This window comes from Rhizobium sp. A22-96, from assembly GCF_053521805.1.
Window position 1 is genome coordinate 892020 of sequence record NZ_JBNWDQ010000002.1, and the last position, 17762, is coordinate 909781.

At 61.4% G+C, this 17762-nt stretch carries 14 protein-coding genes; 10 read left to right on the forward strand and 4 right to left on the reverse strand.

The features are described from left to right. Nucleotides 1-16: 16 nt before the first annotated feature. Nucleotides 17-523, forward strand: coding sequence for a MarR family winged helix-turn-helix transcriptional regulator (locus tag ACQZ6F_RS10785; RefSeq protein WP_449091838.1), 507 nt, complete (start codon nucleotides 17-19; stop codon nucleotides 521-523). A gap of 7 nt (nucleotides 524-530) precedes the next feature. Here ACQZ6F_RS10785 and ACQZ6F_RS10790 read toward each other — a convergent pair whose 3' ends face one another. The 3 genes from ACQZ6F_RS10790 to ACQZ6F_RS10800 form a co-directional block, all read right to left on the reverse strand. Continuing rightward, entirely contained in the window at nucleotides 531-1004 is a 474-nt protein-coding gene (locus tag ACQZ6F_RS10790) for a VOC family protein (RefSeq protein WP_077469581.1), read from the reverse strand. Nucleotides 1005-1205: 201 nt separating this feature from the next. After that, the gene (locus ACQZ6F_RS10795; protein ID WP_449091837.1) at nucleotides 1206-2765 is read right to left on the reverse strand and encodes an indolepyruvate oxidoreductase subunit beta family protein; all 1560 of its coding nucleotides are present in this window, start codon (nucleotides 2763-2765) and stop codon (nucleotides 1206-1208) included. Between the two features lie 9 nt (nucleotides 2766-2774). Then, nucleotides 2775-4928, reverse strand: coding sequence for a thiamine pyrophosphate-dependent enzyme (locus tag ACQZ6F_RS10800; RefSeq protein ID WP_449091836.1), 2154 nt, complete (start codon nucleotides 4926-4928; stop codon nucleotides 2775-2777). Nucleotides 4929-5305: 377 nt separating this feature from the next. Between ACQZ6F_RS10800 and ACQZ6F_RS10805 the strand changes: the two genes are divergently transcribed. The 5 genes from ACQZ6F_RS10805 to ACQZ6F_RS10825 all read left to right on the forward strand — a co-directional run bounded on the left by ACQZ6F_RS10805 (nucleotide 5306) and on the right by ACQZ6F_RS10825 (nucleotide 10677). After that, nucleotides 5306-6841, forward strand: a complete 1536-nt coding sequence (locus tag ACQZ6F_RS10805; protein ID WP_449091835.1) for an ABC transporter substrate-binding protein — start codon at nucleotides 5306-5308, stop codon at nucleotides 6839-6841. A 228-nt stretch (nucleotides 6842-7069) separates the two neighbouring features. After that, nucleotides 7070-8077 carry an ABC transporter permease gene (locus ACQZ6F_RS10810; RefSeq protein WP_449091834.1) on the forward strand — a complete coding sequence of 336 codons (1008 nt, stop codon included), beginning with the start codon at nucleotides 7070-7072 and terminating at the stop codon, nucleotides 8075-8077. Continuing rightward, the gene (locus ACQZ6F_RS10815; RefSeq protein WP_449091833.1) at nucleotides 8070-8963 is read left to right on the forward strand and encodes an ABC transporter permease; all 894 of its coding nucleotides are present in this window, start codon (nucleotides 8070-8072) and stop codon (nucleotides 8961-8963) included. The genes ACQZ6F_RS10810 and ACQZ6F_RS10815 overlap by 8 nt, the downstream gene beginning before the upstream one ends. Next, nucleotides 8960-9832, forward strand: coding sequence for an ABC transporter ATP-binding protein (locus tag ACQZ6F_RS10820; protein ID WP_449091832.1), 873 nt, complete (start codon nucleotides 8960-8962; stop codon nucleotides 9830-9832). Before ACQZ6F_RS10815 ends, ACQZ6F_RS10820 begins: the two co-directional genes overlap by 4 nt. Continuing rightward, the gene (locus tag ACQZ6F_RS10825) at nucleotides 9829-10677 is read left to right on the forward strand and encodes an ATP-binding cassette domain-containing protein (protein WP_449091831.1); all 849 of its coding nucleotides are present in this window, start codon (nucleotides 9829-9831) and stop codon (nucleotides 10675-10677) included. Before ACQZ6F_RS10820 ends, ACQZ6F_RS10825 begins: the two co-directional genes overlap by 4 nt. A 14-nt stretch (nucleotides 10678-10691) precedes the next feature. On the opposite strand, the gene ACQZ6F_RS10830 is transcribed toward ACQZ6F_RS10825, so the two are convergent. Next, the gene (locus tag ACQZ6F_RS10830; RefSeq protein WP_449091830.1) at nucleotides 10692-12302 is read right to left on the reverse strand and encodes an AMP-binding protein; all 1611 of its coding nucleotides are present in this window, start codon (nucleotides 12300-12302) and stop codon (nucleotides 10692-10694) included. A gap of 299 nt (nucleotides 12303-12601) precedes the next feature. On the opposite strand from ACQZ6F_RS10830, the gene ACQZ6F_RS10835 reads away from it, so the two are divergent. From ACQZ6F_RS10835 to ACQZ6F_RS10850, 4 genes are read left to right on the forward strand one after another with little or no spacing between them, the layout of a single operon-like run. Then, complete coding sequence (locus ACQZ6F_RS10835; protein ID WP_449091829.1) at nucleotides 12602-14920, forward strand: bifunctional salicylyl-CoA 5-hydroxylase/oxidoreductase; 2319 nt, start codon at nucleotides 12602-12604, stop codon at nucleotides 14918-14920. A gap of 7 nt (nucleotides 14921-14927) precedes the next feature. Further along, nucleotides 14928-15707: an SDR family NAD(P)-dependent oxidoreductase gene (locus tag ACQZ6F_RS10840; RefSeq protein WP_449091828.1), complete on the forward strand. Its 780-nt coding sequence runs from the start codon at nucleotides 14928-14930 to the stop codon at nucleotides 15705-15707. A 5-nt stretch (nucleotides 15708-15712) separates the two neighbouring features. Continuing rightward, nucleotides 15713-16564: an enoyl-CoA hydratase family protein gene (locus tag ACQZ6F_RS10845; RefSeq protein ID WP_449091827.1), complete on the forward strand. Its 852-nt coding sequence runs from the start codon at nucleotides 15713-15715 to the stop codon at nucleotides 16562-16564. Nucleotides 16565-16567: 3 nt separating this feature from the next. Then, entirely contained in the window at nucleotides 16568-17749 is a 1182-nt protein-coding gene (locus ACQZ6F_RS10850; RefSeq protein WP_449091826.1) for an acyl-CoA dehydrogenase family protein, read from the forward strand. Nucleotides 17750-17762: the final 13 nt, after the last annotated feature.

Consider the following 17762-nt stretch of genomic DNA (forward strand, 5'->3'; position numbering starts at 1 on the left):
CTGGGGAGTATCGTCGATGGAAGAGCGGTTTTCAGGCACCGTTTTGAGGCGCAAGCGGGATGAAACCGCACAGCGCCCGACCATGGGCGAAATCGGCCTCAATCATTTCGCGCCCTATCTGATGAACCGGTTGATGGCCCGCTGGAACGCCAACCTGTCGGAGGAACTGCGCGAATACGACATGACGACTGCCAAGATGCGGGCGCTCGCGGTCCTCAGCGTCTCCTCAAGCCTCACGATCAACGAACTCTCGGTCTTTGCCGTCACCGAACAATCGACGATGAGCCGCACGCTCGACTCTCTCGAGCGCCAGGGCTTCATCCGCCGCCAGCCGCGCGCCGAGGACATGCGCATCCGCGACGTCTCGATCACCGAAGAAGGCCGCGCCGCCTTCGAGAAGGTATGGCCGACCATGTACGATCTGTTCCTGCAGATGTTCGACGGCGTCGAGGAGGCCGAATATCGCGCCTTCATCTCGACACTGCACAAGGTGCTTCACAACATCCGCAAGCACGAGATCTGACGAGGCGTCAGCCGCGCCGGGCGGCTTCGATCGCCGCAACGTCGATCTTCCTCATGGTCATCATCGCATCGAAAGCGCGCTTTGCTTCATCGCCGCCGACTTTAAGTGCCTCAGTGAGCACGCGCGGCGTGATCTGCCAGGAGATGCCCCACTTGTCCTTGCACCAGCCGCACTCGCTTTCCTGGCCGCCATTGCCGACAATGGCATTCCAATAACGGTCGGTTTCTTCCTGATTGTCCGTTGCGATCTGAAAGGAAAAGGCTTCGTTGTGCTTGATCCCTGAGCCGCCGTTCAGACCCATGCAGGCGACCCCGGCAACCGTGAATTCGACAACCAGCACGTCTCCCTGTTCGCCGGCCGGATAATTTCCCGGCGCGCGAATAACGGCAGTCACTTTGCTGTCCGGAAAAACATCGGCGTAGAATCGGGCAGCAGCCTCAGCTTCCTTGTCGTACCATACGCAGATCGTGTTCTTGGACATTGGTTTTCCTCCCCATTGGCGTCCCATTGCCTTCTTCACATAAGACAGGGCTCGTCTTTGTCCACCCCATGCAAGACATCGGGAGGATACAGGGCAATGACGATGAAATGCCGGGCCTTGGATTGAAAAGGCCCGACTTCCCAATGATTTCTTCGGCAGTTTTTCGCCTTGCGCGCTGCTTACGTGGGCGATATCCGGCGCTTACAACGTCTCCACGGTCTTCAGTGCTCCGTCGAGAGCAACCCCGTTTTCATCCAGCAGCGCCGCCTGTCGCAGCCGCTTCATCCACGCAGCTCCATCTTCGCGGTCGCGCAGCAGAGGTAACGCCGACATCACGCGGTCGAATTTCGACAGACCGCGCGCATGCGTATCGGAGTAGCCTTTGACGAGGCGGCGATTGTTCAGCACCTCGACGGCCAGGTCGTAGTTCACCGTTAGCAGGTTAGCCGCAGCTAACAGCCACGCCTCACGATGTTCGACCTCGCGCAAGTGGCGCAGCGTGCCGCGGCGTGTACGGCGCAACGCTGAAACCATATAGAGGCTGAGGAACCAGAAAAGCGTGCCAGTCTTGACGCGACGGCCCTTGTTGACCATGCGATCGAGACGATCGAAGAGCTTCGGCCGGTTCTCGATCCACAGACCCAAAGCCTTCGGCATGGTGCCGCAGACTTCCTCCATGCGCGGATGCATGTATTCGGTCATGTAGACGATCTGATCGTCCTTGGCGCCCACCTCCTTGCGCACGCGCTCGAAGCGCGATCCACGCACCTTCAGATCGGCAACGCGGATGACATCGTCATAGGCCATGGCAACGGCAACATATTTCGCCGCCTGCACGGTGAAGGCAAAATCCTTGTCCGCGCCGCCGGCCTTGCGATCAAGCGCATAAAGAGCAGCCACGCGGGTCAAATACTCGTCCGCGTAAGCAGGGTCCTGATAGTCGGTCAGCCGCTTGGCGCCGGCAAACAGCAGTGGGTGAGCCGCTTCCGGAAATTCGGCACGGATACGATTGACCAGCCGGTCCAGCGATGGGTGGCCGGCCGTCTCCGGCAGAACATCGAAATGCTTCGGCGGCGTCGCAGAAACCGCATCGCGCGGCTTGTTCTTGACCCGATCAAAGGCGGCATTAAAAGCCTTGAGGCTAGGCTCGATGCCCTTGCCGCCGGCGCGGATCATCGCCTCAAAAGCGGGCTTACCGAACGGCAAGGCACCGGAGCCGGCCAGCGCGCCGAACATCGAGGCTGAAATCACGCTGCCATTTTTGACGGCCATCGTTTCCATATCGAAGGCAATGGTGCGTTTGGCGGCAAAATCTGTCGCCTCGACCACCACTTCGGGATTGCCGATGCCATCGCCCGGCTTTTCCTTTTCGCCCACCGCGAAAGAGCGATGCGTCGAGGCGATCAACACGGTCTTATCAGGCGTGACCAGGCCACGCAGCACGGAGCGGCCCGCCTCCATCAGCTCCGCCGCCATGACGACATCGACATCACCCGGCGTCGGCATCAGCGAAAAGATCGGCGCGTGACCGTCCTTCGCCGGCAGCATTTCGATATAATAGATCGTCGCGCCCGTTCGCTGCGCCACGCCGGGCACCGACGTCGTCTGCGCCATCCACCCCTCGGCCTCGGCCAGACCGACGATCCAGTCGGCAAGCACGCCGCCGCCCTGCCCGCCCATGGCGAGAACGGCAAGCGACAGCGGCTTGTCCGTGGAAAGTCTGTTTGCGCCGAGATCACTCATGCTCACATGCTCGTTCATATCGCCCTCTCAATCCGAAAAGACGATGCGGCTGGCGCGGCGGCGCGCCTGCAGCCAGCCGATGACGCGGGACCGCAGGCGGGCGACGAAGCGGTCCCAATCCGTCGGGTTGTGAATGATATCTGCTCGGTAGAAGGACGGACAGAGCACCGCAGCCTCCGAAACCTCGCCGCAATTGCCGCAGCCGACGCAATTATTGTCGATCGCCGCCACCGGATCGTCCTTCAACGGATCATCGGTGTGCTTGACCGACAGCGAAGGACAGCCCGAAAGCCGGATGCAGGCGTGATCGCCGGTGCAGACGTCTTCGTCGACACCGAAACGCTCCTTGACCATGCGCTTGCCGTCTTTCACAGCCTTGGCAAATAGCGGCTTCACGCGGCGCTGCTTGTTCAGCATGCATTCCGAGGAAGCGACGATGATCTTCGGCCCCGGCTCCTTCGACGTCAGCGCCTCGCGCAGCGTGTCGCGCATCTTGGCGACATCATAGGTGCGGTCAATCTGGCGGACCCAGGTGGCACCGATGCCTTTCACCGCATTGACGATGGAATTGTTGGTCTTGCGGCGCGGATTCAGCGCGCGCGAGGACGGGATGTCCTGACCGCCGGTCGCGGCCGAATAAAAATTATCGACGACGAGGATGACGCCATCCTGCTTGTTGAAAACGGCATTGCCGACCGAGGTCGCCAGACCATTGTGCCAGAAGCCGCCATCACCCATGACCGAGATTGCGCGCTTGTCGGCGGCGACATTGAAGGCCGAGGCGGCAGCCGGGCCAAGCCCGTAGCCCATGGTCGTGCTGCCCAGATTGAACGGCGGCAGGATCGAGAACAGGTGACAGCCGATATCGCCGGAGATGTGGTGTTGACCGAGCTCGCCCTCGACCATCTTCATCGCCGCGAAAATCGGCCGCTCGGGACAGCCAATGCAGAAGCCCGGCGGGCGTGGCGGCACGACTTCGGCGAGCGCCTTGATCTTCGGATCGTTGAGAACGGGCGTCGGATCCGGCAGCGGTGGCTGGTTGCCGAGCAACACGCGCTGATGCATCTCGAGGAAGTTCTTGATGCCCTTCATCAGCACTGGCGCGGTATATTCCCCACCCATCGGCAGGACATCCTTGCCCGCGACCTTGGTCTGGATATCGCGGCGGCGCAGGATCGTGTTCAGCGACTGCTCGATATATTCGGGCGCGCCCTCCTCGACCAGCAGCACGGCTTTCTTGTTGGCGCAGAACTCGGCCATCTGATCATCGATCAGCGGATAGGCAACGTTCAAAACATAGAGCGGCACGGCCGAATTGCCGTAGACATCGGCAAGGCCAAGTTGCTGCAGCGCGCGCATGACGCCATTGTAGGCGCCGCCCAGCAGGATGATGCCGACCTCGCCTTCGGACGGGCCAAAATATTCGTTGAGCTGACGCTGCTTGATGAACTCGACGGCCGCCGGCCAGCGCTTCTCCAGCTTCTCCTTCTCATGCAGGAAGGAGGCAGGCGGCAGCACGATGCGGTTGACGTCGCGGATCGGATTTTCGAGCGCCTGCTTCAGTGTGTAGTCCGGCCGCTTATTGTCCTTGGCGACGAACTGGCCGTGGACATGACAGCTGCGGATGCCGACCTGCAGCATGACAGGCGTATTGGAGGCCTCCGACAGCTCGAAACCTTCTTCGACCGCCTTCACGATCGACGGCAGGTTCGGGCGCGGGTTGAGCAGCCACATCTGCGATTTCATCGCATAGGCATGGCTGCGCTCCTGCATGATCGAGGAGCCTTCGCCGTAATCCTCGCCGATGATGATCAGCGCACCGCCGGTGACGCCACCCGAAGAAAGGTTGGAAAGCGCATCGGAGGCGACATTCGTGCCCGCCGTCGATTTCCAGGTGACGGCGCCGCGCACCGGATACATGACGGAGGCGGACAGCATTGCGGCAGCCGCCGCCTCAGAGGCCGATGTCTCGAAATGGACGCCCAGATCCTCCATCACGTCCTTGGCGTCGGCGAGCACGTCCATGAGATGGGAAATTGGCGAGCCCTGATAGCCGCCGACATAGGAAACGCCCGACTGCAGGAGTGCCTTGGTGATCGCGAGAATACCCTCGCCCTGGAAGATATCACCTTCCCCGAGCTTCAGATCCTCGACCTCGCGCGCAAAAGACCGCTCGGCCATAACGTTACCCCTTTGCCCTATGGGCTTCTTCTAAATCATTTGCAAAATCATATTTTGAACTTCCGCAGGCTGTCAACGAGCAAATATGCGCTATCGCGAAACGGATTCGCGTTCACGGACGGGAAGCAAGCCGCCTTCCTCCGATAAGAAGGTCCCAAGAAATCATCGCAAACTATGTCTATATATGCAAATGCATAAAATATATGCGCATTGCAGGACACGCTGGGAAACGAGGATCGCGATTTTGCCGAACGTCCAGAGAAAGCGCTTGCCGCTCCGAAATACTTATTTTAGGATTAAAACATTCCGATAATAAATCGCCAGCGACAGGTGGAGCGTCATGCTTTTCTGCCGCTTAACAGGGGAACGGAGTGACCATGACTAAGCTTACTCGGCGCGAGGCCCTGAGCCTCGGCGCAGCTGCATTCTTGACTGGGATTCTGGCGGGCAGGACGCATGTGGAAGCTGCCGAAGCCGGCACGCTGACCATCGCCTTCAACGTCAACCTGCCTTCCTTCGACCCGACCACGGGACCGTCGGCGGTCAATCCGTCGATCCAGGCGATTTATCGCTCGGTCTTCGATCAGTTCATCGGCCAAGGCCCGGACCTGAAATTCCAGCCGGGCCTTCTGACCGCCTGGGGCTGGAACGACGACAAGACCGAGGTCTGGATGGACGTCCGCGAAGGCGTGACCTGGCATGATGGTTCGAAATTCACGCCGGACGACGTCGTCTGGTCGCTGGAACGCGCCGCCAAGCAGGAGACCGGCAACCCGATCCAGTTCATCTGGTCGACCGCCAATAATTACAAGGTGGAAGGCAACCGCATCACCGGCGATGTCGTTCGCTTCGAGCCGACCTTCTTCAAATGGATGGCCTTCCTCACCGGCTACGTCCTGCCGAAGGATTACTATACCAAAGTGGGCGCCGAAGGTTTTGAGAAGAAGCCTGTCGGCACCGGCCCCTATATGGTCGACGCCTATGAGGGCAATTCCTATCTGCGCCTGAAAGCGAACCCGAATTATTTCGGCGGCAAGCCGGCCTTCGACACGGTCATTTTCAAATTCGTGCCCGACACGACAAGCCGTGTGGCCGAGATCGAATCCGGATCGTCGGACGTGACGCTGGAAATCCCCTATGAGGATTTTGACCGGCTGAAAAAGAAGTCCGGCCTTGCAGGCGTTGCCACGCCGATCTCCGATATCGGCATGATCTTCATCAGCAATGTCGACCCGATGCTCGACAAGAATGTGCGTCTCGCCGCCAATATGGCGATCGACAAGGAAGCGATCATCAAGCGTCTGCTGCGCGGCTATGGCAAGCCGCTGTCGACGCTGGAAGCGCCTGAGTACGAAGCCTACGACGCGTGGGTCAAAATCCCCTATGATCCGGAACAGGCAAAGAAGCTCCTGGCCGCCAGCGGCTATTCGCCTGAAAAGCCGGTCAAGTTCGGCATCAAGACCACCCGCGGCTTCAAGCCGAAGGACTATGAGATGATCCAGGCGATCGTCGGCATGTGGCGCAAGGTCGGCATCGAGGCTGAAATCGAAGTCTACGAAATCGCCAAGCATTACGAGCTGCGCGCCGCCCACAAGCTCGGCCCCGCCGCCTTCTATAATTGGGGCAACGCCATCGGCGACCCGACAACCTCGACGGGCTTCGCCATGTTCGGCCCCTCGCCCCATTCCGCCTGGAAGACCAAGGATGTCGACGACATGCTCGGTCCGCTCTGGGTGGAAAAAGACGAGGCCAAGCGCATTGCCGGCTGGAAGGCTGCGATCAAATACATCGCCGAACAAGGCTATGTGATCCCGCTGCTGCAATATGTTCAGCCGATCGTCTATAAATCGAGCCTGAAAGTGACGCCGAACGTATCCGGCGCGCTGCAGCCGACGCTGGTGTCGAAGGGTTGATACCTCTAGCTTTGACTGTGTGGCCTTGCCCCTCACCCTAGCCCTCTCCCCGCTTGCGGGGAGAGGGAACGACCTCTGTGCCCTCGCCTAAGAAGGCGACGGGAAGGGAGGCTGTAAGTGCTTCTGTCCCCTTCTCCCCGTCAAGACGGGGAGAAGGTGGCCGATGGGCCGGATGAGGGGCCTGTACTCTCCATTTGCCACCAGCCGTGCGATTGGAATTCATAACGAATGATAGCAGTCTCCATTCTCAATCGTCTGATCATGGCCGCCATCACGCTCTTCGGCGTGGCGCTGATCGTCTTCGTGCTGCTGCGGGTCGTGCCGGGCGATCCCATCGCCATGATGATCTCGCCCGGCGCAAGCCCCGCCGATATCACCGCACTCCGCGCTCATTACGGCCTCGATGCAAGCCTGACCACCCAGTTCGCAATCTGGCTGAAATCGGTACTGGTAGGTGATTTCGGCACCTCGATCTCGCTGAAGCGCAACGTGCTGTCGCTCTTGGGAGAACGCCTGCCGGCGACGCTGGAACTCGCCTTTGCCGCCCTCGTGCTCGCGGTTCTCCTCGGCGGCGCCATCGCCATCATCGGCACACTCGCCCGCCGCACGATCTTCGAACCTATCATCGACAGCGTAAACGGCCTCTTCCTTGCCGTCCCGGATTTCGTCTGGGCGCTGGCGTTGGTGCTCGTCCTCGGCGTGCTGTTTCCACTCTTCCCGCTCTCCGGCCGCATCGACCCAAGCACAGACGTGCAGTTCGTCACTCCCTTCTATCTCCTCGAAAGCCTGCTCACCCTCCGCTTCGCAATCTTCGCCGATATCTGCGCTCATATGGTCATGCCGGTGCTGGCGCTCGGCCTGCCGCTCGCGGCCATCATCGCCCGCGTGCTGAAAGCCGCACTCTCGGAAGCCATGGTGCAAGATTACATTCTGCTCGCCAAACTGAAGGGCATGTCCGACCTGCGGCTGGTGCTGCAGGAAGCACTGCGCAACGCCGTCGGCCCGACCATCGCGCTCACCGGCGTGCAATTCACCTTCTTGATCGGCGGCACTGTCATCGTCGAACGCATCTTCGCCTATCCCGGCATCGGCAACATGGCGATCGATGCGGTCATCAATCGCGACCTGCCGCTGATCCAGGGGCTCGTCTTGGTTTTCGGCGCGCTCTTCATCCTCGTCAATCTGGCCGTCGACCTGCTGGTCGCGGCCTTCAATCCGAGGCTCGCCCATGGCTGACGTCATCTCGCCCGCCATGCCAAAAACACCCTCGAGGGCGGCGAAACGCCTTCGGGCGTTGCTTTCCGAACCGAAGGTCATCTTCGGCGGCGGCTTCATCCTGATCCTCCTCATCCTGGCTATCTTCGCGCCTTACATCGCGCCAAAAGACCCATTGGAGCAGGACCTCATGTCCGGCACCCTACCGCCGGCCTGGGTCGAGGGCTCCGATTCAGGCTTCCTGCTGGGAACGGACGATCTCGGCCGTGACGTGCTGTCCCGCGTCATCTTCGGCACACGCATCGCCTTGACCGTCGCCTTCGTCGCGGCCGGGCTTGCTGCCTTCATCGGCACGCTGCTCGGCCTTCTCGCCGGCTGGTACGGCGGCTGGATCGACAAGGTGATCTCCCGGCTTGTCGATATCTGGATGGCCTTCCCGCCGGTGCTGCTGTCGATCCTGCTGGTCGCCGTCTTCGGCTCCGGCGTGCATTCGGTGATCGCCGCCATCGTCATCATCGACTGGACCCGCTTCTGTCGTGTCGTACGCTCCGAAACCCAGGCGCAGGCGCATATGGATTATGTGACCGCCGCCCATACGATCGGCTTTTCGCGGGCAAGGATCCTCTTCAGCGAAATCCTGCCCAATGTCATGCCGGTGCTGATCGCGCTCGTCAGCCTGGAGATGGGCATCGCCGTCATCGTCGAGGCCATCCTGTCCTTTGTCGGCCTCTCTGTCGCGTCGGACACGCCGACCTGGGGCGGCATGATCGCCGAGGGGCGGCAGATCATCTATGAAGGATGGTGGGTGCTGCTCGTGCCGCTGATTGCGCTCTTCGCAACGGTGCTTGCCTTCAATCAGCTCGGCGACGGCCTGCGCCGCGCCCTCGATCCGGTGATGCGCCGATGACATCTACGCTTCTCTCCATAACAGGCCTGAGTGCCGTGTCCGACCGCGATGGCGGCACGCCGATCCTGCGCGATGTCTCCGTCACGCTGGAGCGCGGCGAGGTACGTGGCCTTGTCGGCGAAAGCGGCGCCGGCAAATCGACCATCGCCAAGGCCCTGCTCGGCATCCTGCCGCGCGGCGTCCGCATCACCGGCGGCTCCATACTCTTCGAGCGCCGCGACCTGCTCACCCTCCCCGCCAGGGAATTGCGAGATATCATGGGCAGCGACATCTCGCTGATCCCGCAGGACCCGCAGACGGCGCTCAATCCCGGCCGCCGCATCGAGGCACAGCTGACCGACGGCCTGCGGCTGAAGCGGGGCATGTCATGGCGCGACGCCCGGCAGCGCGCACTGAAGTTGCTCGAAGAAGTGCATATCCGCGATCCCGAACGCGTGCTGCACGCCTATCCCCATGAATTATCAGGCGGCATGCGCCAGCGTATCCTGATTGCCGCCGCCTTCGCGCTGGAGCCGAAACTGGTCGTCGCCGACGAGCCGACCACGGCACTCGACGTCACCGTGCAGAAGCAGATCCTGCGGCTGATCCGCGGCCTGCAGGAGGCACATGGCACCGCCGTCATCTTCGTCACCCATGATCTCGGCGTCGTCGCCCAGATCTGCGACAGCGTCACCCTGCTCTACGCCGGCAAGGTCATCGAACAGGGCAAGACCGGCGACGTGCTTGCGCGCCCGCAGCACATCTACACGAAATCGCTGCTATTCGCCGGCCCGCGTTACGACCGGCCCGATGCAGGACTGACGCCAGTGCCGCAAGCCGTCTTCGAACAATTGCGCCGCGAGATCGGCATTCCGGAGGGCGGCCGATGAGCGGTAATGATAATCTCTTGTCTGCTAGAGGCATCGAGGTCACCTATGGCGCCAAGCGGCATCTTTTCGGACCGCCGGGCCATGGCATCAAGGTGCTGCACGGCGTCAACATCGACATCCGTCGTGGAGAGACCGTCGGCATCGTCGGCGAAAGCGGCTCGGGCAAGACGACGCTCGGCCGTGCCCTGTTGCGGCTGGTCGACGTCTCATCCGGCTCAATCCATTTCGACGGCAGAGACATCACGCGGCTGCCTGACAGCGAGATGCGGCCACTGCGCCGGCGCATGCAAATGATCTTTCAGGACCCGATGGCCTCGCTTAACCCGCGCCATACGATCCGCCACATCCTGGTGGAGCCGCTGCTCCTGCATAAACTGGCTTCGGACTGGAAGGACGCTGAACGACGCGTCGCTGCCATCCTTGAGCGTGTGACACTGCCGCAAGCATGCCTCGACCGAAATCCGCACGAGCTTTCCGGCGGCCAGCGCCAGCGCATCGGCATTGCCCGCGCCGCCTTGCTGGAGCCGGATTTCGTGCTCGCCGACGAGATCGTCTCCGGCCTCGACGTATCGACGCAGGCGCAAGTGCTCAATCTGCTGAAGGAGCTTTCGCGCGACCTCGGCCTGTCCATGGCCTTCATCAGCCATGACCTCTCCGTCATCCGCGCCATCTGCGACCGTGTCTATGTGATGCGCCACGGCCGTGTGGAAGAGGAAGGCGATTGCGAACGCGTCTTCGCGGCACCCGCCTCCGCCTATACGCGCATGCTGCTCGACGCCATTCCGCTACCGGAAATCGACCCGAGCTGGCTCGGCCGCGATGCGGAGCAAGAAGACGCAGCCTGAAAAGGCTGCTTGCGTTACTTCAAGCGGAAGCGCTGGATCTTGCCCGATTCCGTCTTCGGCAAAGCCTCGACGAAGACGATGGAACGGGGATATTTATAGGGAGCGATGACGGCCTTGACGTGCTCCTGCAGCGTCTTGACCAGCAGATCCGAGCCGGCAACGCCGGCCGCCAGCACCACATGCGCCTGAACGATATGGCCACGATCCTCGTCCGGCTTGCCGATCACGGCGCATTCGAGCACATCGGCATGTGACAGAAGTGCAGCCTCCACCTCCGGCCCGGCAATATTGTAGCCGGCGGAAAGAATGATGTCGTCGGAACGGGCGGCGAAATGGAAATAGCCCTCCTCGTCCTCGATGAAGCTGTCTCCCGTCAGGTTCCAGCCATCGCGGACATAGTCGGCCTGCCTGTGGTCGGCGAGATAGCGGCAGCCGATCGGCCCGCGAACCACCAGCTTGCCGATCGTGCCGCGCGGCACCTCGTTCATTTCGTCATCGACGACGCGCGCTTGATAACCGCTCAGCGGTTTGCCGGTGCAGTTCGGCTTGGCATCAGAAAGACGATTGGAAATGAAGATATGCAGCAGCTCGGTCGAGCCGATGCCATCGAGGATCGGCTTGCCGGTCTTGCGGGTCCATTCCTCGAAGATTGGCCCGGGCAGCGTCTCGCCAGCGGAGACGGCAATGCGCAGCGAGGAGAGATCCGCCCCCTCCTCCATCGCGGCCAGCATGGCGCGATAGGCTGTTGGTGCGGTGAAGCTGATCGTCGCGCCATATTCCTGAATGATCTCGACCATGTTCTTCGGCGAGGCATTTTCGAGCAGGGCCGTCGACGCCCCAAAGCGCAACGGGAAGACGACCAGACCGCCAAGGCCGAAGGTGAAGGCGATCGGTGGCGAGCCGATGAAGACGTCGTCAGGCGTGACCTGCAGCACTTCCTTGGCATAGGCATCGGCGATGATCAGGATATCGCGATGAAAATGCATCGTGGCCTTAGGCACACCCGTCGATCCCGACGTGAAACCAAGCAGAGCCACATCGTCGCGCCCGGTTTTCACCGCTTCGAAACGAACCGGCTTGTTGAGGGCGATGCGGTCGAGTTCGGCATCGTGATTGGCGGTGCCGTCAAAGCCGATCACCTGCTTCAGGAAGCGGCTGTCCTTGGCAGCAGCGACCAACTCCTCCAAAAGCCTGGTATCGCAAAGCGCAAGCGAGATTTCCGCCTTGTCGATGACCTTGGAAAGCTCCCCCGCCCGCAGCATCGGCATGGTATTAACAGCGACGGCGCCAACCTTCGTCACGGCGAGCCAGCATGCAATCATCGCCGGATTATTGCCGGAGCGGATGAGGACGCGGTTGCCGGGCTTCACGCCAAAGTTCTCGACCAGCGCATGGGCAATGCGGTTCGTCCAGTCCGCCAACTCCTTATAAGTGCGGCGGCGGCCATTGCCGATCAACGCCACATGATCGCCGAAGCCTTTCTCGACCATTCGGTCGCTAAGCTCGAAGCCGGCATTCAGCCATTCCGGATAGTCGAAACCATCCATCAGCAGCTCGGGCCACTCGCCGAAGGGCGGCAGATTGTCTCGTGTGAATGTATCGGTGTGACCGGTCGGTCCCAGCATTGCCTTGCTCCCGCATTCTTCTCGATCAACTCACCACGACGGCCGCTTTCCCCTGCAGCCCGTGTCTCATGACAAAAAAGATCGCACCGAAGATCGAAATGTTCAAGCAAGAAATTTTAAGCCTAAAATATTTTTGACTTCGCCTTGATTTAAAAAGGCAATTTGAGAATTTTCAGCTATTGTGGCCCTCGGCGGACCGCAGATTCCGGCAAGACAAGCCTTGACGAATGGCCACGACGAGATATTTTAAACTTAAATGATTTCGACGCGGCCTTCGACCGCAAGAGGAGGGATAAGCGATGCGCATCGTCTGTATCGGCGGCGGCCCGGCTGGCCTCTACTTCGCGCTTCTGATGAAGAAGCTGCATCCCGAACATTCTATCCGCGTCGTCGAACGCAACCGCCCCTATGACACCTTCGGCTGGGGCGTCGTTTTCTCCGATGCCACCATGATATCGATGCGCCAATGGGACCCCGAGAGCGCAGCCGAGATCGAAGACGCGTTCAATCATTGGGATGATATTGAAGTCCTGTTCAAGGGCACGCGTCAGCGCACGTCAGGCCATGGTTTCGTTGGCATCGGCCGCAAGAAGCTGCTGAATATCCTGCAGAAGCGCTGCGAGGCCCTCGATGTCGAACTGATCTTCGAGACCGACGTCAATTCCGATCTCGATTATCCCGACGCCGATCTCGTCATCGGTTCGGACGGCCTCAATTCCCGCATCCGCAATCATTATCCGGAGGTCTTCCAGCCGGATATGATCACCCGGCCGAACCGCTATATCTGGCTTGGAACCGACAAGCTGTTCGACGCCTTCACCTTCGATTTCCGGCGGACCGAGCACGGCTGGTTCCAGTCGCATATCTACAAGTTCGACGACAAGACTTCGACCTTCATCGTCGAGACCACCGAGGAAGCCTATCTCGCCCACGGCCTCGACAAGATGGATCAGGATGGCTCCATCGCCTTCTGCGAAAACCTGTTTTCCGAAGTGCTCGACGGCGCATCGCTGATGACGAATGCGCGCCATATCCGCGGATCCGCCTGGCTGAATTTCAATCGGCTGATCTGCGGCAAGTGGAGCCATTTCAACGGCAATTCCCACGTCGTGCTGATGGGCGATGCCGCCCACACCGCGCATTTCGCCATCGGCTCCGGTACAAAACTCGCCATCGACGATGCCATCGAGCTGACCCGGCAGTTCCAGATCCACGGACACGACAAGGACAAGATACCGGCCGTTCTCGAAACCTACGAGGAAATCCGCCGCGTCGACGTCGCCCGCATCCAGAATGCCGCCCGCAACGCGATGGAATGGTTTGAGGTCGTGGGACGCCGCTATGCCGACACGCTTGAGCCGCCGCAATTCATGTATTCGATGCTCACCCGCTCGCAGCGCATCAGCCATGAAAATCTGAGGCTCCGCGACAAGGACTGGCTCGAAGGTTTCGAGCGCTGGTTCGCGGACAAATCCGGGCTTGCCGTTGGCAATGACCGTTGCCTGCCGCCAATGTTCACGCCCTATCGCCTGCGCGATGTCCAGCTCATCAACCGCATCGTCGTCTCGCCGATGGCGATGTATTCGGCTGCAGACGGCGTCATGAACGATTTCCACATCGTTCATCTCGGCTCGCGCGCCCTTGGTGGTGCTGGCCTGATCTTCGCGGAGATGACCTGCGTCACCCCGGATGCGCGCATCACCCCCGGCTGCCTCGGCCTCTGGAACGAAGAACAGGCCAGGCAATGGAAGCGACTTGTCGATTTCGTCCATACCAGCAGCGCCGCCAAGGTTGGTATCCAGATCGGCCATGCCGGACGCAAGGGTGCAACGAAGCTTGCCTGGGAAGGGATCGACCAGCCGCTGGCGGAAGGTGAATGGCCGCTGATTTCGGCGTCCGCAATCCCCTACCTTAGGAATAGCCAGGTGCCGAAGGCCATGGACCGCGCCGATATGGATCGCGTCAAGGCCGATTTCATCCGCTCGACCGAGCTGGCGATCGAGACCGGCGCGGACTGGCTGGAACTGCATTGCGCCCACGGCTATCTGCTGTCGAGCTTCCTGTCGCCGATCACCAATCTGCGCGACGACGAGTATGGCGGCAGCCACGAAAACCGCGCCCGCTATCCCCTCGAAATCTTCAGGGCGATGCGCGCGATCTGGCCGGCAGACAAGCCAATCTCCATCCGCCTGTCGTGCCATGACTGGACCGATGGCGGCAACACGCCGGAAGATGCTGCCATCTTCGCGCGCATGTTCAAGGAGGCCGGCGCCGATCTGATCGATTGCTCGTCCGGTCAGGTGTCGAAAGAGGAAAAGCCGGTTTACGGCCGCCTGTTCCAGACGCCGTTCTCCGACAAGATCCGCAACGAGATCGGCATCCCCACCATTGCCGTCGGCGCGATTTCGGAAGCAGACCACGCCAACTCGATCATTGCTGCCGGCCGCGCCGATCTCTGCGCCGTTGCCCGCCCACATCTGGCCGATCCCGCCTGGCCGCTGCATGAAGCCGCCAAGATCGGGCTGACATCGATCCCCTGGCCGAAGCAGTATCTCTCCGGTAAGACGCAATATGAAACCAATCTTGCCCGCGCGGCCACGACCGCGCCGGCGAAGTGAGGATCGGATGACGACTTCGGGCAAACTTGGCGACCGTCACGCCCTCATCACCGGCGCCGGCAGCGGCATCGGTGCCGCGATCGCAAGGGCGCTTGCAGCAGACGGCGCGCGCGTCACCCTGGCCAGCCGTCGGAAGGAACCTCTGGAAGCGATCGCCGCCGAGATCGGTGTGCAGGCTTTCGTGCTCGATGGATTCGACGTTACAAATCCCGAGGCTATTGCCCATGGCCTGACCAAGGCGCGCGAAAAATTCGGCGTCGTCGACATCCTCGTTAACAATGCCGGCGAAGCCCCGAGCGCAGCTTTCGAGAAGACCAGCCTGGAGACCTGGAACCATGTCCTCTCGGTCGATCTGACCGGCGTCTTCCTGGTGACGCAGGCCGTGCTGCCCGATCTGAAGACGCATGGCGCCGGCGCGCGCATCATCAATATTGCCTCGACCGCCGGCCTGAAGGGCTATGGCTACGTCTCCGCCTATGTCGCCGCCAAGCACGGCGTCGTCGGCCTCACCCGCTCGCTGGCGCTGGAATTCGCCAAGACCGGCATGACAGTCAATGCCGTCTGCCCCGGCTTCACCGATACACCGATCATCCAGCGGTCGATCGAAACCATCGTCGCCAAGACCGGGCGCACGGCCGAACAGGCACTTGGCGAGCTTACGAAATCCAATCCGCAGGGACGGCTCGTCACGCCGGAAGAAATCGCCGATACCGTTCTCTGGCTGGCATCGCCGGCGGCGGCATCGATCAATGGACAGGCAATCGCGGTTGCCGGTGGGGAGATTTGAACGCGATGAGCGATCGGGACATGACGATGCGGGGCCATCTGAAGCCCTTCAAGGATTACAAGCCTCAGCACTTCCTCTGGGAAGTCAGCGAGGACGGCCGCGTCGCCACCGTCCGCCTGAACCGCCCCGAGCGTAAGAACCCGCTGACCTTCGACAGCTATGCCGAGCTGCGCGACCTCTTCCGCGATCTTGCCTATGCATCGGATATCCGCGCAATCGTGCTGACCGGCGCCGGCGGTAATTTTTCCTCGGGCGGCGATGTGTTCGAGATCATCGAACCATTGACCCGCATGGCCATGCCCGAGCTGCTGGCCTTCACGCGCATGACCGGCGATCTCGTCAAGGCGATGCGCAAATGCCCGCAGCCGATCATCACGGCCGTCGACGGCATCTGCGCCGGCGCTGGCGCCATCCTTGCTATGGCCTCCGACCTGAGGCTCGCAACGCCTGAGGCCAAGACGGCCTTCCTCTTCACTCGTGTCGGTCTTGCGGGTGCCGATATGGGCGCATGCGGCATCCTGCCCCGCATCATCGGCCAGGGCCGCGCCGCCGAACTTCTCTTTACCGGCCGCTCGATGACGGCAAGCGAAGGTCATGCCTGGGGCTTCTACAACACCCTGCACGCCGGCGCCGACCTCGAGCAGGAAGCGGCCAAGCTCGCCCGTTCGCTCGCCGATGGCCCCTGGTTCGCGCATGGCATGACGAAGACGATGCTGAACCAGGAATGGGCGATGGGTATCGACGAGATGATCGAATCCGAAGCGCAGGCCCAGGCCGTCTGCATGGCGACGCAGGACTTCCGCCGCGCCTTCGAAGCTTTTGCCGCCAAGCGCAAACCGGAATTTCAGGGAGACTAGGCAATGTCGACGGCAAGCAGCCTCCCCGGTCCGACGCGGGACCATCTGGATTGGCCGTTCTTCGAGGAACGCCATCATCACTTTGCCGCCGAGGTCGATGCCTTCGGCAAATCCTCCGCCATGGCCTCCATCGACCATACCGATGTCGATGCTGCGTGCCGCAAGCTGGTGAAGTCGCTCGGTGATGCCGGGCTGCTCGCTGCAGCCACAGGTTCGTCGCATGAAGAGCCACTGATCGATTCTCGTCTCGTCTGCCTCGCCCGTGAAACGCTCGCCTGGTACGATGGGCTTGCCGACTTCGCTTTTGCCATGCAAGGCCTCGGCACCGGCGCGATCGGCTTGTCCGGTTCGCCAGAATTGCGGGCCGCCGTGCTACCGAAAGTACGCGCCGGTGACTGGCTGGCCGCTTTCGCCCTCTCGGAAAAAGACGCCGGCTCCGATGTCGCGGCCATGAGCTGCGCCGCCCGCCTCGATGGCGATCATTACGTTCTCGATGGCGAGAAGACCTGGATTTCCAATGGCGGCATCGCAGATGTCTACACCGTCTTTGCCCGCACCGGCGAAGCGCCAGGAACCCGCGGCATCTCGGCCTTCGTCGTCTTTGCCGATGATCCCGGCTTCTCGATCGCCGAACGCATCGAAGTGATTGCGCCGCATCCACTGGCGACGATCCGCTTCGAGAATTGCCGCATCCCCGCTTCGCGCCGTCTCGGTGCGCCGGGCGAAGGCTTCAAGATCGCCATGCGCACGCTCGATATCTTCCGCGCTTCGGTCGCCGCTGCAGGCCTCGGCTTTGCGCGCCGGGCGCTCGATGAATCGCTTGCCCATGTTCGCGCCCGCCCCATGTTCGGTGCAACGCTCGGTGACCTTCAGTTGACGCAGGCCGCCCTCGGCGATATGGCGACCGGCATCGACGCGGCGGCATTGCTCACCTACCGGGCGGCCTGGCGTCGCGACGTGCAGCGCTTGCCGACGACCCGCGAGGCGGCCATGGCCAAGATGACGGCGACCGAAACCGCGCAGAGCGTCATCGACCGCGCCGTTCAGCTCTTCGGCGGACGTGGCGTAAGGTCGGGCGAGATAACGGAAAAACTCTATCGGGAGATCCGCGCGCTTCGCATCTATGAAGGTGCGACGGAGGTTCAAAAACTCATCGTCGCGCGCGAACTTTTGAAGACAAACTGATGGGAGATTGAGA